The organism is Kitasatospora sp. NPDC058492 (assembly GCF_042720685.1).
Taxonomy (GTDB): Bacteria; Actinomycetota; Actinomycetes; order Streptomycetales; family Streptomycetaceae; genus Kitasatospora.
Genome location: NZ_JBHXMU010000006.1, coordinates 124,743 through 138,582, shown reverse-complemented (window position 1 = coordinate 138,582; position 13,840 = coordinate 124,743). Strand labels below are relative to the sequence as shown.

Annotated in this window: 14 protein-coding genes; 6 read left to right on the top strand and 8 right to left on the bottom strand. The window is 74.9% G+C overall.

Annotation, left to right across the window (positions count from 1 at the left end):
- The first annotated feature begins 126 nt into the window (after positions 1–126).
- The 5 genes from ACFWPI_RS06385 to ACFWPI_RS06365 all read left to right on the top strand — a co-directional run bounded on the left by ACFWPI_RS06385 (position 127) and on the right by ACFWPI_RS06365 (position 5,507).
- Positions 127–1,140, top strand: coding sequence for a 3-oxoacyl-ACP synthase III family protein (locus tag ACFWPI_RS06385; RefSeq protein ID WP_380368597.1), 1,014 nt, complete (start codon positions 127–129; stop codon positions 1,138–1,140).
- Positions 1,137–1,880 carry a glycosyltransferase gene (locus tag ACFWPI_RS06380; RefSeq protein ID WP_380368595.1) on the top strand — a complete coding sequence of 248 codons (744 nt, stop codon included), beginning with the start codon at positions 1,137–1,139 and terminating at the stop codon, positions 1,878–1,880. The genes ACFWPI_RS06385 and ACFWPI_RS06380 overlap by 4 nt, the downstream gene beginning before the upstream one ends.
- A 77-nt stretch (positions 1,881–1,957) precedes the next feature.
- Positions 1,958–3,463: a class I adenylate-forming enzyme family protein gene (locus tag ACFWPI_RS06375; protein WP_380368592.1), complete on the top strand. Its 1,506-nt coding sequence runs from the start codon at positions 1,958–1,960 to the stop codon at positions 3,461–3,463.
- Complete coding sequence (locus ACFWPI_RS06370) at positions 3,460–4,608, top strand: cytochrome P450 (RefSeq protein ID WP_380368590.1); 1,149 nt, start codon at positions 3,460–3,462, stop codon at positions 4,606–4,608. The genes ACFWPI_RS06375 and ACFWPI_RS06370 overlap by 4 nt, the downstream gene beginning before the upstream one ends.
- Positions 4,608–5,507, top strand: coding sequence for an NAD-dependent epimerase/dehydratase family protein (locus ACFWPI_RS06365; RefSeq protein WP_380368588.1), 900 nt, complete (start codon positions 4,608–4,610; stop codon positions 5,505–5,507). Before ACFWPI_RS06370 ends, ACFWPI_RS06365 begins: the two co-directional genes overlap by 1 nt.
- 394 nt (positions 5,508–5,901) lie before the next feature.
- Here the strand turns inward: ACFWPI_RS06365 and ACFWPI_RS06360 are convergent, their stop codons facing one another.
- Both ACFWPI_RS06360 and ACFWPI_RS06355 read right to left on the bottom strand, forming a co-directional pair.
- Positions 5,902–6,225 carry a hypothetical protein gene (locus ACFWPI_RS06360; RefSeq protein ID WP_380368585.1) on the bottom strand — a complete coding sequence of 108 codons (324 nt, stop codon included), beginning with the start codon at positions 6,223–6,225 and terminating at the stop codon, positions 5,902–5,904.
- 639 nt (positions 6,226–6,864) lie between these two features.
- The gene (locus tag ACFWPI_RS06355) at positions 6,865–7,197 is read right to left on the bottom strand and encodes a PadR family transcriptional regulator (RefSeq protein WP_079136622.1); all 333 of its coding nucleotides are present in this window, start codon (positions 7,195–7,197) and stop codon (positions 6,865–6,867) included.
- 113 nt (positions 7,198–7,310) lie between these two features.
- On the opposite strand from ACFWPI_RS06355, the gene ACFWPI_RS06350 reads away from it, so the two are divergent.
- Positions 7,311–8,477: a hypothetical protein gene (locus tag ACFWPI_RS06350; protein WP_380368582.1), complete on the top strand. Its 1,167-nt coding sequence runs from the start codon at positions 7,311–7,313 to the stop codon at positions 8,475–8,477.
- A gap of 19 nt (positions 8,478–8,496) precedes the next feature.
- On the opposite strand, the gene ACFWPI_RS06345 is transcribed toward ACFWPI_RS06350, so the two are convergent.
- The 6 genes from ACFWPI_RS06345 to ACFWPI_RS06320 all read right to left on the bottom strand — a co-directional run bounded on the left by ACFWPI_RS06345 (position 8,497) and on the right by ACFWPI_RS06320 (position 13,836).
- A complete protein-coding gene (locus ACFWPI_RS06345) occupies positions 8,497–9,027 on the bottom strand; it encodes a GNAT family N-acetyltransferase (RefSeq protein ID WP_380368579.1) in 531 nt (176 codons plus the stop codon).
- A gap of 109 nt (positions 9,028–9,136) precedes the next feature.
- The gene (locus ACFWPI_RS06340; RefSeq protein WP_380368575.1) at positions 9,137–10,483 is read right to left on the bottom strand and encodes a hypothetical protein; all 1,347 of its coding nucleotides are present in this window, start codon (positions 10,481–10,483) and stop codon (positions 9,137–9,139) included.
- 354 nt (positions 10,484–10,837) lie between these two features.
- The gene (locus tag ACFWPI_RS06335; RefSeq protein ID WP_380368720.1) at positions 10,838–11,650 is read right to left on the bottom strand and encodes a class I SAM-dependent methyltransferase; all 813 of its coding nucleotides are present in this window, start codon (positions 11,648–11,650) and stop codon (positions 10,838–10,840) included.
- Positions 11,651–11,858: 208 nt separating this feature from the next.
- On the bottom strand, positions 11,859–12,338 hold the full coding sequence (locus ACFWPI_RS06330; RefSeq protein ID WP_380368572.1) for a TIGR03618 family F420-dependent PPOX class oxidoreductase: 480 nt from the start codon (positions 12,336–12,338) through the stop codon (positions 11,859–11,861).
- Positions 12,339–12,445: 107 nt separating this feature from the next.
- Positions 12,446–13,624: a Glu/Leu/Phe/Val dehydrogenase dimerization domain-containing protein gene (locus tag ACFWPI_RS06325; protein WP_380424619.1), complete on the bottom strand. Its 1,179-nt coding sequence runs from the start codon at positions 13,622–13,624 to the stop codon at positions 12,446–12,448.
- Positions 13,621–13,836 carry an MbtH family NRPS accessory protein gene (locus ACFWPI_RS06320; protein WP_363378543.1) on the bottom strand — a complete coding sequence of 72 codons (216 nt, stop codon included), beginning with the start codon at positions 13,834–13,836 and terminating at the stop codon, positions 13,621–13,623. The genes ACFWPI_RS06325 and ACFWPI_RS06320 overlap by 4 nt, the downstream gene beginning before the upstream one ends.
- Positions 13,837–13,840 lie beyond the last annotated feature (4 nt).

Here is a 13,840-nt window from a genome sequence, read left to right as displayed (position 1 = left end):
GTGCCGGCGCCGGTGACCCGGCAGCCGTCCCTCGTCCATCTGCACTTACTTGATGGGTTCGCCGGGCGGGCGGGCCTGTGTCCCCGTACTCAGGCCGGCCCGGCCGTGCCGCCGGAGCATGGGGGCATGCACCCAGCAGCAACACCGAGGATCGGCATCACCGCCGTCGGCTCCCACCTGCCGGCCCGGCGGCTCACCTCCCAGCAGCTCCAGGACGAGGTCACCGCCGGTGGCCGACTCGCCCTGCCGGAGCGGATGTTCGAGAAGGCGACCGGCATCCGCACCCGGCACTTCGCCGCCGACGGCGAGTACGCCTCCACCCTCGCGGTCGGCGCCGCCCGACGCGCCCTCGCCGCCCGCGGGCTGCGCCCGCAGGACGTGGACCTGCTGCTGTTCGCCTCCGCGACCCGGGACGTGTGCGAGCCCGCCACCGCCCACATCGTGCAGGCCGAACTCGGCACCCGTGCACATGCGTTGGACGTCAGCAACGCCTGCAACAGCTTCCTCAACGGGATCGACCTGGCCCGCGCGATGATCCTGGCCGGCCGGGCCCGGCGTGCCCTGGTCGTCACCGGCGAGACGCCCAGCCGGGCCATGCTCCGCACGCCGTCCTCCCCGGCGGAGTTCCGGGACGGCTTCGCCGGCTACACCTTCGGCGATGCCGGGGCGGCCGTCGTCGTCGAGGCCGTGGATCGGGGCGGCATCCTCGACGTCGGGACGGAGACGGCCTCCGAGCACTGGCCGGCCGGCGGCATCCCCGGCGGCGGCTCCCGCCACCCGCGCGGCGACGAGTACAGCTACTTCCGGGGCGGCGGCAAGGAACTGCGCGGCATCTTCGAGGAGATCGGCCCCGCCGCCCTGGCCCGGCTCGCCGCCCGCACCGGCCTCGGCTGGGACGACTACGCCCGGGTGCTGGTGCACCAGGTGACGATCCCCTACCTGGAACGCTTCGTCGAGCTGACCGGGGTGCCGGCCGGGAAGCTGGTCCTGACGGTGCCGGAACTCGGCAACGTCGCCAGTGCCACGCTGGGCGTGCAACTCGACCGAATACGCGACACGTTGGCGCCCGGCGACAAGGTGCTGCTGATCGGGCTCGGCGGCGGCGTCAGCCTCATGACCATGGTCTGGGAGGCAGCGTGAGGACCGACCTGTGGGTGGTGGTCCCCGCCTACCACGAGGAGGCCCGGATCGAGGGCGTGCTGCGCGCCCTCGCCGCCCAGCGCGACCGCGACTTCACCCTGCTCGTCGCCGACAACGGCTCCACCGACGGCACCGTCGCCCTGGCGCGCGCCTTCGCCGCCCACGCGCCGTTCCCGGTCGAGGTGGTGGTCGAGTCGGAGAAGGGCGTCGGCTCCGCGGTGGACACCGCCTTCCGGCACGCCATCGCCCACGGCGCCACCCTGCTCGCCCGCACCGACGCCGACTGCCTGCCCGAACCCGGGTGGACGGCCGCGGCCCGCGCCGGGCTGGTCGCCTCCGGCGGGCTGGTCTGCGGCCGGGTCACCGCCCGCCACGACGAGCACGGCCCGGCCGGGCGCGCGGTGTTCCTGGCGCTGGTCGCGCTCGGCGCCTTCTTCGGCCGGATCCGGCCCGCCCACCGCCGCCGACACGGCTACCTGACCCCGTACCGGATGCACGCGGGCAACAACATGGCGATCACCGCCGAGCTCTACCTCGCCGTCGGCGGCATGCCCCGGCGGCCCTCACCCACCGACCGGGCGTTCCTCAACAGGGTCCGCCGGCACACCGCGGCGGTGGTGCGCCGCCGCGACATGGTGGTGCAGAACTCCACCCGGCGCATCCGCGCGTACGGCGTGGTGGGCACCGCGCGCTGGTACCTGGAGCGCGGCGCGGGGCCGCGCGCCGTCGACGTGCGCTGACAGCCCGCGCGCGCCCCGTGCGCCCGGCGCCCGCGCGCCTCGCTCCTTACCGACCCTCTCCCGACCGGACCCGCTCCGTGCCACTCCGCAGCCCGCCGAAGGACCCCGCCATGCTCGACCGGCTCACCCACGCCCTGCGCACCGACCACCCCGACCGGCCCGCCGTCCTGCGCCACACCCGCCTGGGCACCGTCCGCCCGGTGATCCGCCGCGGCGAACTCGCCGACCTGGCCGACGGCTACGCCGCCGCGCTGCACGCCCACGGCCTCGGCCCCGGCGACACCGTCGGTGTCGCCGTCCGGCCCGGGCCGCGCGCACTGGCCGTCATGCTCGCCGCGCACCGGCTGGGCCTGCGCATCGCCGTCCTCGACCCGACCGCCGGGCCCGACGTGCTCGCCGCCCGGCTCACCCTGGCCCGCCCCGATCTCGTCCTCGCCGACGCCGCCGCCCAGGCGGTGGCCGGCTGGGCCGGGCCGCTCGCCCGCCGCGCCGACCTCGCCCTGCCCCGCCTCAGCGCGCTCGGGCCGGTCGCCACCCTGGGCCGCCGCCTGCCCGGCTGCGCGCCGCACCTGCGTCCTGCCGGCGCGACCCCGCCCGCCCGGCCTGACGGCGGCCCGGAAACGGACGCGGTGATCGTCTTCACCTCGGGCACCACCGCGCGCCCGCGCGCCGTCGTCCACACCCGGGACGGGCTGGCCGCCGGGCTGCGTACCGTCGCCGACCTGGTCGACCCGCGCCCCGGGACGGTCGTCCTCGGCGGGACGTTCTTCGTCCTCGTCCCGGCCCTCGCCGCGGGCGCCGCCGTCGTGCTGCCCGCCCGTCGCCCCGCCGCACTCGGCCGCCAACTCGCCCGGCTCGACCCCGCCCACACCTACCTCACCCCACCGCAACTGCGCGCCGCCCTCGCCGCCGGGGCCCGCTTCACCGGCCGGGTCTGGACGGGCTCCGCCCCCGCCGACGCCGCCCTGCTGCGCCGGGTCAAACAGTCCGGCGCCCACCAGGCCTGGAGCGTCTACGCGCTCACCGAACTGTTCCCGGCCGCCGCCGTCGAGGAGGCGGACAAGAGCGCCCACGACGGGGACGGCGACCTGGTCGGAGCTCCCCTGCCCGGCGTCCGCGCCCGGATCGCCACCGGCGGTGAACTGCTGCTCACCGGCCCGGGCGCCCGCCACCGCTACCTCGGCGAGGACCCCGACCCCTGGGTGCGCACCGGCGACCGCGCCGCCCTCACCCCCGACGGACGGATCGTCCTCGCCGGCCGCCTCAAGGACATGGTGCTGCGCCGCGCCGAGAACATCTACCCCGGCCTGTACGAACCGACGCTGCACCTGCCGGGTGTCGAACTCGCCGTCCTGGTCGGCGTTCCGGCCGGGGACGGCGACGAGCGGCTGGTCGCCCTCGTCCAGCCGGCGCCGGGCACCGACCCGCGACGCCTGCGCGAGGCCCTGCGCGGGCCGCTCGACCGGATGGCAGCGGCCCGGCCGGACGCCGTCCTGTTCGGCGAGGTCCCGCTCGCGGGCCGCTCCCGCAAGCCCGACCGGGCGGCGGCCGCCGCGCACTGCGCACGGGAGTTGGCCCGGTGACCGACCCCATGACCGCACCGGTGAGCGTACGGACACCCCCGCCGCCGCCCGCACCCGCCGCCGCCCGCCGGGCCCGCTGCCGGGACCGCCGGGTCTACCTGTGCAGCCACCCCCTGCTCTTCGCCCTGCTCGCCGCCACCCGCCGCCGCCCGGTGGTCCGGCTCGGCCGCACCGTGCTGGTGCACGGCACCGAGGCCTACCGCGAAGCGCTCACCAAGGTCCCGCTGGACCGCACCGCACCCGGCACCACCGGCGGCGCGGCGGCCGAACTCACCGACGGCGGACTGCTGTTCGACCAGGACGGCGCCGAACACCGCAACGCGCGCCGCGCCCTGGCCGGCGGCCTCGACACCGCCGCACAGCAACGGATCCGCCCGCACTGGCAGGCCGTGCTCGCGAAGCGGATCCCGGGCCTGGCCGCGGGCGAGATCGAACTCGTGGCACTGGCACGTGAGTTGGCCGGTGTCACGGCCGCCGCCCTGACCGGCGCGCAGTCCTGCCCGCACCACCTCGCCCACGCCGCGGCCGAAGTCGCCGCCCACGCCGCCCGCGACCACCTCCCCGGCCCCCGCCGCCGCGGCCCGGACGCGGCCGCCGCCACGGTCGACGCCGCCGCCCGGCTCGCCGCCCTGCTGCCCGACGCGCCCGACGCACGCGGCGCACGCGGCGCACGCGACGCCATGGTGGCCGTCGCCGCCGTGAACACCACCGTCGCCGCCCTGCCCCGGGCCGTCGCCTGGTGCGCCGACGCCGGGCTCTGGCCGACCGTGAGCGAGACGACCGCACCCCGCCTCGCCGCCGAACTCCTGCGCCTGACCGCCCCGTCCCCGCTGCTGCCCCGGGTCGCCGCCGCCGACACCACCCTCGCCGGGCACCCCGTACGGGCCGGCGACCGGCTGGTCCTGGTCGCCCGGCACGCCGCCCGGGCCCACCGCCGCGGCCCGGCCGACGATCCCGCCGCCACCCAGGCCGTCTTCGGCGCCGGCCCGCACGCCTGCCCCGGAGCCGGCCTGGCCCGCGCCCTGCTCGCCGACCTCCTCCTGGCGCTCGCCCCCCACCACCCGGTCGTCACCCGCGCCCGGGTCGACCGCCGCAGCGCCCTGCCCGGCTACGCCGAACTCACCGTCCGACGGGGAAGATCCTGATGCACCTCGCCATCACCGGCGCCACCGGCTTCTGCGGCGCCCACCTCGCCCGCACCGCCGCCGCCCTGGGCCTCGAAGTCTCCTGCCACGGCCGCCGCCCCGGCCCGGTCGGCCACCACCGCCCCTGGGACGCCACCGAGGGCGCGCCCGACTTCACCGGCGCCGACCTCGTCGTCCACTGCGCCGCCGCCGTCGCCGACCTGCCCCCGGGCGATCCCGCCGAAGCCCACCAGCACGCCGTCAACGTCACCGGCACCGAACGCGTCCTGCGCGCGGCCGCCGGCCGGCCCCTCGTCCACGTGAGCAGCGCCAGCGTCTACGACCCGCGCACCGCCGCCACCCTCGCTGCCACCGCCGTCACCGAGGACCACCCCACCGCCGCCGGCCACCTCAACGCCTACGGCCGCACCAAGGCCGCCGCCGAACGCCTCGCCCTCGCGGCCGGCGCCGTCGTCCTGCGCCCCCGCGCCGTCTACGGCCCCGGCGACCCCCACCTCGTCCCCCAACTGCTCGCCCGCGCCCGGCACGGCCTGCTCCCGCTGCCCGGCCGCGACATCCCGCTCAGCCTCACCGCCGTCGCCAACCTCACCGACGCCTGCCTGTCCGCCCTCGGCCTCACCGGCGCCCCGCCCTGGCCGCCCGGCGCCTACAACATCGCCGACGCGACCCCCTACCGCCGCGACGACGCGCTGCGCCACGTCCTCACCGCCCACCGCCTCCCCGCCCGCATCACCCACCTCCCCGCACCCCTCGCCCGCCTCGCCGCCCGCACCACCCGCATCCCCGGCCTCACCCCCTACACCGTCGACCTCCTCACCCGCAGCGTCGTCCTCGACCTCACCCGCGCCCGCACCCAGGGCTGGACCCCCACCCACACCCTCACCGACTACCACCCCTGACACCCGGCCGGGCCCAGGCGCTGCGGCCGTGTCCATCCGACTCGCCGAGCCGTACCTCGCAGACCTTCTCCGCGCCGGCGACTGGTCAGGTCAGCTCGACGAATCGGTGGACGCGAAAGCACGTGAGGTGGTCGGGCTCGATGCTCGCCGAGTCCACCCGGTGGCGGCCGGCGCCGCCCGCGGAACTCGCCGTCACGTCCGGTCGCCCCGGTCGCGGATGGAGTCGGGTGGTGGTACCTCGGTGGCCGTCAGTTCCAGGGCGAGCGCCTCGACATCACAACGGCTGTTCCGACAGGCCGATGTCCGGACCTACCGGCATCGTTGCAGCACCTCGGCTCGCGGGCCTTCGCCGAGTTCCGGCCGGCTGGGCTCACCCCGGGGGGGGCGGAGCCGGTCAGGGGCGGGAGAGGCGGCCCCGTCGGGGGAGGCGGCCGATGAGGAGGATCGCGCTTCGGGCCGTCAGGTAGCCGAAGGCGGACGGGATGAGGAGCTGAGGCACCATCGCCGCGACCGACGCGTGGCCGCCGAGGAGTACGGGGGTGAGTACGGGCGGTGCCGCCAGGACGGTCGCGGCCAGGGCCGCGTTCCCGGCCGTCCGGGCGGTGAAGGCCAGGGCGGCGCCGGTGGCGAGCGGGGCCCAGGTGCCGAAGCCGGAGGTGAGGAGCCGCTCGGCGGACTCGCCGGTGATCGTGGCGCCGATGCCCAGGGCCGTGACCATGGCGGCGACCAGCCAGAGCCCGGCACCGGTCCTGCGGGTCCGGTCCGGCGGGGCGACCAGGAGGACGAGGGTGTTGAGCGCGATCAGCCCGAACCCCCCGGGGGCCGAGGCCGAGTTCGGCCGCGGTGCGGAAGTCCAGGTCGAGCAGCCCGAGGCGGCACATGGCGTAGAACAGCGGTGCCAGTACCAGCGACACCAGGGCCAGGGCCCGTGCGGCCGACCAGCGGCCGGCCACGACCGCGCACGCCGTCAGCACAGCGGGGACGAGCAGCGACGTCGCCGCCAGGATCGCGCCTCCCGCCGGGGCTCCGGCGGGGAAGCCAGGGGACTCGGGGCTGATGGCGAGCCGCAGGTTCCGCCACAGGTAGGTCGCCGCGTACGTTCCGGCCAGCATCGCGGCGAGCGGCGCCGCGGTGGCGAACGCCCGGCCCGGCGGCCGGTGGGAGACCATGCCCAGTCGGAGCCGGGCCCCGTGCCCGGCGACGTCGGCCACCTCGCGCAGTCCCGTCGCGGGGCCGGAGCCGGCGATCCGGTGCTGGGCGAGGTCGGCGACCTCCGCGAGTGCACCGGCGCCGTAGGAGGCCGGGTACAGCCGGAGGGCCCGTTGCAGCAGGCGCGTGTTCAAGGGGTGCTTCGAGGTCATGCCGTGCCTCCTGCGGGACGGGTCCAGGTCTGGGTCAGGCGCCGGTCGGCCTCGCGCAGTGCGGAGCGCAGGCGTTCGGCCTCGTTCCTGAGCGACTGTTCACCGTCCGGGGTGAGGGCGAACACGCGCCGGGGGCGCCCGTCCACCGTCTCCTCGCGCTCGACGCGGATCAGTCCCTCGGCCAGGAGCCGGTCGAGGGTGCCGTACAGGCTGCCGGCGCCGAGCCGTACCCGGCCTTCGGAGATCGCGGCGACCTCGTCCCCGAGCGCGTAGCCGTGCCGGGGCCGGTCGGCCAGAGCGGTGAGGAGCAGGAAGGTCGGCTCCTGCATGGAGCGTTTGTTCTTCACGTCCCACACCATAGTACGGCGACCGTAGTGTCTGGCAAGGCCCCCGCGAAACGATGCGGACGTCGTTGTGGGTGGTGCCGAATAGTGTGCGGGGCATGGCTACTGTCAAGGAACCAGCACCTCCCAGGCCCATCGTCCCGGGCGATGTGGTCGCGGCGTTCTCCGAGTACCTCGGCGAGTGGACAGCGGCACAGATCACCGATCTGGACCCGGACCACCAGCGCGCGGGCGTCCTGCACCTCGACTGGTCCGGCCCGGAGCCGATGTCCGTGGCGGAGCTCGGCGAAGTCGTGCCGCTTTGGGGTCCTTTCGGTCCGGCGCATTGCTCCTACGAGTGGGTGCTCCCTCGGAGCTGCAAGGTCATCGGGACGCTGCCGCTGCTGCACGGCCAGCCGCCGAACAGTTACGCGTTCGGGTGGGGCATGGGGCTCGATCTGGCCCTGGCGCGGCGCCGACGGCAGGGCGACGAGTCGCAGTGGCGTGACCCGTGGGCGAAGAGCATCACCGGCGCTGAGTTGAACGACTCTCCCGCGGGGCCCGCAGATCCTGACGAGGAGACGCGTCGGCTGAACGTTCGGGCTGTGGAATCGCTGGACTGTGCGCGGCTCGTCGAGCGGTATCCCGCGCTGACCGGCCTGACGCTCAGCGGGCCGGTGACCTTGTCATCGGCATCGAGCCTCAACGAGTTGACTTCGCTGAAGCACCTCAGGCTCTCCGACGTCTTCGGGATGGTCGAGGCGGACTGCCTCCTGCCGGGGCGTGTTCCGGCGCTGGAGGAGTTGGAACTGGTCAGTGTCCCCGCGGAGTATGCGACGGCGATGAGGAAGCTCTGGCGGCCCGAGGAGCGCCAGGGCGTCTACCTCAGGGTCGCCAAGCCCCGCAAGCCCCAGTGGCTCGCCGAGAACCTCAACAATCCGCTCCGGAACTGGGACGGCCGCGAGCAGATCAGCGCCGCGGTCTACAAGAAGGCGCTGGCGCAGTACAGGGCGACGCGGCGCGCGGTGCTGGCTGTGCTGGCTTCGGGGGCTTCGGGGGATTCGGCGGACGTCCTGACGCCGAGGCTCGTCGAGCTCGGGGAGCAGTTCGGCGAAGCCTTCAACGAGCTCGACGCGCGCGCCGGATTCATCGAGACCGTTGAGCGCGAAGAGCTCTACGACGCGCTCGGCGCCATCATCACCGAGGCTGCAGCCGAGTCGGGAACCGATCTGGCCTGGGCCGGTGAGGGCCTGATCGAGGGCTGCGAATCCGTCCGCGACTGGTAGGGCGGTGCTGCGGCGAGCCTCATGGCCTCCACTCGTCGGCGAGGAGCCCGAGGACGGCCTCGTCCGCGAACTCGCCGCACACCCAGGCGGATCGGCGGAGGGTTCCCTCCAGGGTGAAGCCGGCCCTGCGGGCGGCCGCGATCATCGGGGTGTTGTCGGCGAGGGTCTCCAGTTGAAGCCGGTGCAGGCCGCGTATCGCAAAGCCGTACTGGCAGAGCACCCTGACCACATCCGTGCCCAGGCCCCGGCCGCGCAGGCCGGGGCGTAGGGCGATTCCGAGGTGGGCTGTGCGGTTGTGGGTGTCGATGCCCCAGAGCACGGCCTCCCCGGCCAACTCCCCTGAGGCCAGCTCCAGTACGGAGAAGCAGGCCGCGTCCTCCGAGGGCGGGGCCGGCGCATAGGGGGAGTCTGCCGTGCCCGGCGAGATGGGCCGCCAGGGGCGGGTGTCGGCCCGGGAGCGGGTGGCGACGTCGTCGTACAGCTCGGTCTGCAGAACGGCGACGTCGCTCTCGTGGCGCGCGCGAAGGGCGACCTTGAGTCCTTGTATCATGTCACATTGCTATCAGGGTCGTGTCGGCCGCTCAACCGAATTAGACCCTCTCCGGCGCGTTGCACCGTCGCCGTCATCGGGAGTGCCGGAGAGGGGAGTTCGACCGAAGTCAGAGTGGCGGCAGACGGCGGGCCAGGAGCTCCACGCCGGGTCCGTTCAGGGTGCTGAACAGGACCGTCGTGCCGAGGGCGTCCACGCTGGGGGCGGTGGAGGCGCCGGGCCGTTGGCTGCCGTCGGCCGCCGTGCTGACGCGTTCGATCCGGCCGGTCCACAGGTCGCGGCGGAAGACGTCCGCGACGCCGTTGGTGTCGCCGGGGACGAGGGCGGCGGAGTCGGAGGCGAAGTAGACCCAGCGGTCGTCGGCGGTCATGACGGCGGGCTGGGAGTCGACGGCGGAGACCGTGGTCACCGTGCCCGTCCGCAGGTCGCGGGCGTAGAGGCGGACTTGGACGGTGTCCTGCTCGCGCTCGAAGACGCGGAAGAGGGCGTAGCGCCCGTCGGGGCTGAGGCGTCCGGCCTTGGCGGCGTCGCGCAGGGTGCCGGTGGCGTCGATGCTGGCGCCCTGGATCCGGCCGGTGCGCGCGTCGTAGGTGTAGAGCGGGAAGAGCTGCCGTGCGGGTGGGGGCTTGGTGGCGGTCGCGGTTGTTGTGGGCGTCACGGCCGTTGTGGGCGGCGTGGGCGCGGTCGGCAGCAGGTTGGTCGCCTTGGAGCGGAAGGCGACGGTCAGGCCGTCGGCGCTGAGTGAGGGCTCGACCGAGCCGCCGTCGGCGGCGGTGCCGTCGCGGCCGGTGCTGACCAGGCGGGTGGTGCCGGTGCGGCGGTCGGTCAGGTGGATGTTCTGGACGCCGGGCCGGGTGCCGGGGGCGAGGTCGGCGCGGTCCGAGGTGTACGCGACGTACCGGCCGTCGGCGCTGATCGCCGGGTCGAGCGAGTTGCCGGCGCCGGTGCCCGCGGTGAGCGGTTCGGTGCGGCCGGTCCAGCGGTCGCGGACGTAGACGTCGAACCGGCCGTCGCCGTGCCGCCCCGGGATGACGTCGGTGGCGTTCGTGCTGAAGGCCACGTACCGGCCGTCGGCGCTGATCGCCGCCTGGTTGGTCGAGCCGTCGAGCTGGCTGCCGTCGTCGGCCAGGCTCACCCGCTCGGTGCGCCCGGTCCACAGGTCGCGGACGAACACGTCGTACAGGCGGTTGGTGTCGCCGGGCACCAGGTTGGCGGCCAGCGAGGTGAAGAGGGCGTAGCGGCCGTCGGCGCTCAGGCCGAGCGGCTCCGACCAGTCGTCGGCCGGGGTGCCGTCAGGGGCGACGTTCACCGTGACGGTGCCCTCCGGGAGCGGCGCGGCCTGGGCCTGGGCCTGGACTTGGACCTGGGCCGTGGTGGCGGCCAGGAGTGCGGCCGCCAGCACGCTGCCGGCCCGTACCGCCCACCGGCCGCGGGTCCTCGCGTTCGTCCGTTCCACCTGAACCGTCCTCCCCTTGCCTCGGGCCGTGCCGCCTCCCGCCCCCGCCGGCCGGCTCCGGGCGAGCCAACCGCCCGGCCGTACCGGCGGTCAACGGGGCCGGACCGGCCATGGACACGATTTCGCCAACTCCCCTCCACCTCCCGACCACGGCGAATGCCGGTCCGGCCGGACCCGGTGGGCATGCCACCTGCGGGATTCGGTAGCGCAGGAATGACCGTTGACGAACCCTTTGCCGGAACGCGCTGGACGCGGCGGCCACGGGCCCGCACATACGTGAAGTGGCAGCGTTCGGGCGGCTGTTGGGTGGATCGGGCCCCTTGGAATCGATGATCCGGGGAACCGGGAGGCGCTCTACCGGCGGACCGCCGAGATCAGTCCGCCGGGCTGCTCCTCGCGCTGCGGCGGGGTGCTGATCGGGCGGCCGTAGGCGGCGGCGCGCTCGCGCAGGGTGTGGCTGTCGGCCTCCCAGCCGTGCCCGGCCAGCCAGGCCAGCGGGTCGTCGGGCGTCTCCGAGACCCACATGGACGCCGCCGATCCCGGCACGGCGTCCGCGCCGAAGCGCTCGATGACGCCGCGCGAGCCCAAGGTCAGCCCCATCCGACTGCCTGCCGCCGACTGCGCGCTGATCCGGGCCAGCAGCAGCTCCACCGCGTCCTCGGGCAGATAGATCAGCAGTCCTTCGGCGATCCACACGGTCGGCACGGCCGGGTCGTGCCCTGCGGCGGCCAGCGCGCCCGGCCAGTCCTCCCGCAGATCCGCCGCGACGGTGATCCGCTCGCAGCGTGCGACGGCCCGCTCCTGGCGCAGCACCGAAGCCTTGAAGTCCAGTGGCGCGGCGGTGTCGACCTCGAACAGCCGGGTGCCCTCGGGCCAGTCCATCCGGAAGGCGCGGCTGTCCATGCCGGCGCCGAGCAGCACGACCTGCCGGACCCCGGACGCGGAGGCCCGCTGCAACAGGTCGTCGAGGAACTTCGTCCTGATGACGATGGAGTACGACACGGCCAGTCGGCGGCGGCGCGCGGCCTCGTCACCGGGTGGCGGCGAGGAGGGCCACAGGCCGCCGGCGGCGGCGAAGGCCTGCGCCAGTGGGTCGCGGAACAACGCGTCCACCCGCTCGGTCTCCAGCGCCCGCACCCTGGCCACCCCCACCGCCGTGGCCCACACTCCCGACGGCTGCACCCGCTCCTGCTCATCAGTCACCGCGCCAGCCTAGATGATCGATCCCGAGGGGCCTGATGAGGCCTGATGAGTGGAGCCGGGTTCATGCGCGGCCGGCCGCGCATGCGCGCACTGACCGCCAACCTTGAGTCGCTTCGGTCGCTTCGGTCGCTGATGAGTCGCTGATGAGGCGAAGGCGGCGAGGGCAGGAGCACTACTCAGGGGCAGGGGCAGGGGCAGGGGCAGGGGCAGGGGCAGGGACGGGCCCGCCGGGACGGAAGCGCTCCACCCCGACGATGTGCCGCACCTTGAGCGCGCGCACGATCACCGCGACCCGCTGCTCACCCGGCATGGTCCACTCGTAGCGCTCGACGCCCAGGTACTTGCGGGCCAGCCGGTCCATCCGGTCGCGTGCCTCCTCGCCCTCGACGAAGCGGGCCACCACGCCACTGATCTGCACGCGGTCGAAGGGATCGGTGGCGTCCGCGTGCGAGAGGTAGACGCGCGGGTCGCGACGGAGGTTCTCCTCCTTCACCCGCCCCACCGAGGTGTTGAACGTCAGTTCCCCCTCGCCCTCCAGATCCACCCACATCGGGCTGACCTGCGGTGCTCCGTCGGCGAACACGGTGCCGACGTACCAGATGTTGGGTGCCCGCAGCCGGGCGCGGACGGCTTCGTCGAATGTCGCGGTCATCCCGGGAGGCTAGCAACCACGAAGGGGGCGCGGTCCGCTTCGAGTGAAGCCACGTTCGAGTGGAGCGACGTTCGAGTGAAGCCGCGAGGGCGCGTCCTCCCGGCGGGTCACCGCTCGGCCGGTACCTCCGGTTCGGAGGCGCCGGCCGGGGCTCCGCGCGAACCGAGGAGCTGGGCGACCGGATCGGCGCTGCCCGAGGTGCTCAGCTCCTGCACCAGTTCGCAGTTCCGGGCGATCCTGCTGGAGACCCACTCGCGCAGCCACGCGGACAACTGCGGGAGCGGCAGGTCGGACGGGGCCAGCCCGGCGAGCACGCATCCGGTTGCCGCCGCCCCGCCGACGTTGACGACCACGTCCGGCAGGACGGTGTGGCCGGCCTCGCGCAGCAACCGGCGGGCGGGTGGGGTGCAGCTGAGGTTTCCGCCCTCGACCACCAGGCCGGCCCGGACCGCCGGCACCGCCTCCTCGTTGACCGCGGAGGCGGATGCCGCCAGCACCAGCACGTCGGCGTCGACGTGCAGCCACGCCTGGCCGGGCCCGTGGACGGTGACCCGGGCGGGCAGCCGGTTCCGGTCGATCGTGCCGTCGCTGCTGGTGAGCGCGGCGAGTTCGGCGACGGGCAGTCCGCGCTGGTCCTCGATGGTGCCCCGGACGTCGGCCACGGCCACCACCGAGTGGCCGTGGGCGGCCAGGTGGCCGGCTACCGCGCGCCCGACGGTGCCGAAGCCCTGGATCGCGATGCGCTGCGGGGTCCGCGCACCGGAGGCCCGTAGGGCGCCGAGCACCGCGACGGCCACGCCGAACCCGGTGATGTCGGCCATGTGGTCCCACAGTTCGGCCCAGTCGACGGTGAGACGGGTGGTGCCGGGGCGGCGGGTGACGTCGTACCCGGCGGCCTCGAAGGCGACCTGCCGGTCGGCGTAGGTGGTGCCCTGGTCGCACCCCAGGTACACCCCGCCGTGCAGCAGCGGGGCCGCGGCGCGGCCGAACCCCCGCATCACCGCCCGCCGTTCGACGGTGGCGCCCGGATCGGGTGCGATGCCGGCCTTGGCGCCACCGATGGGCAGGCCGACCAGTGCCAGCTTGTGGGTCATCGCCCTGGCGAGCCCGGCCAGCTCCTGCTCGGTCACCGTCGGGGTCATCCTGGTGCCGCCCAGGGCCAGGCCGTCGACCATGGAGTCGACGACGACCCAGCCCCGGGCCTGGCACTCCGGGAGGTTCAGGGTGGTGGTGAGCAGGGGCTCGGCCACCGGGCGCGCACCGTGCGGTGCGAGCGTCCGGTTCACTGCGCACCGTCCTCCGGGACGGACCGCAGGCGCAGGCTGCGGGGGCGCATGTCGGTCCACACGTGTTCGATGTGCGCGAGGCACTCGTCCTTCGCACCCCGCACACCGACCTCGCGCCAGCCCGCCGGCGACTCGCGGTCGGCGGACCAGATCGAGTACTGCTCCTCGTCGTTGACGACGACCTTCCACTGCTCGGATGCTTCGCTGGTCATGCCG

Coding starts and splice junctions, on each gene's coding strand:
- ACFWPI_RS06385 (WP_380368597.1), top strand. CDS start 127: ATGCACCCAGCAGCAACACCGAGGATCGGCATCACCGCCGTCGGCTCC.
- ACFWPI_RS06365 (WP_380368588.1), top strand. CDS start 4,608: ATGCACCTCGCCATCACCGGCGCCACCGGCTTCTGCGGCGCCCACCTC.
- ACFWPI_RS06360 (WP_380368585.1), bottom strand. CDS start 6,225: ATGGTCACGGCCCTGGGCATCGGCGCCACGATCACCGGCGAGTCCGCC.
- ACFWPI_RS06355 (WP_079136622.1), bottom strand. CDS start 7,197: ATGCAGGAGCCGACCTTCCTGCTCCTCACCGCTCTGGCCGACCGGCCC.
- ACFWPI_RS06350 (WP_380368582.1), top strand. CDS start 7,311: ATGGCTACTGTCAAGGAACCAGCACCTCCCAGGCCCATCGTCCCGGGC.
- ACFWPI_RS06345 (WP_380368579.1), bottom strand. CDS start 9,027: ATGATACAAGGACTCAAGGTCGCCCTTCGCGCGCGCCACGAGAGCGAC.
- ACFWPI_RS06330 (WP_380368572.1), bottom strand. CDS start 12,338: ATGACCGCGACATTCGACGAAGCCGTCCGCGCCCGGCTGCGGGCACCC.
- ACFWPI_RS06320 (WP_363378543.1), bottom strand. CDS start 13,836: ATGACCAGCGAAGCATCCGAGCAGTGGAAGGTCGTCGTCAACGACGAG.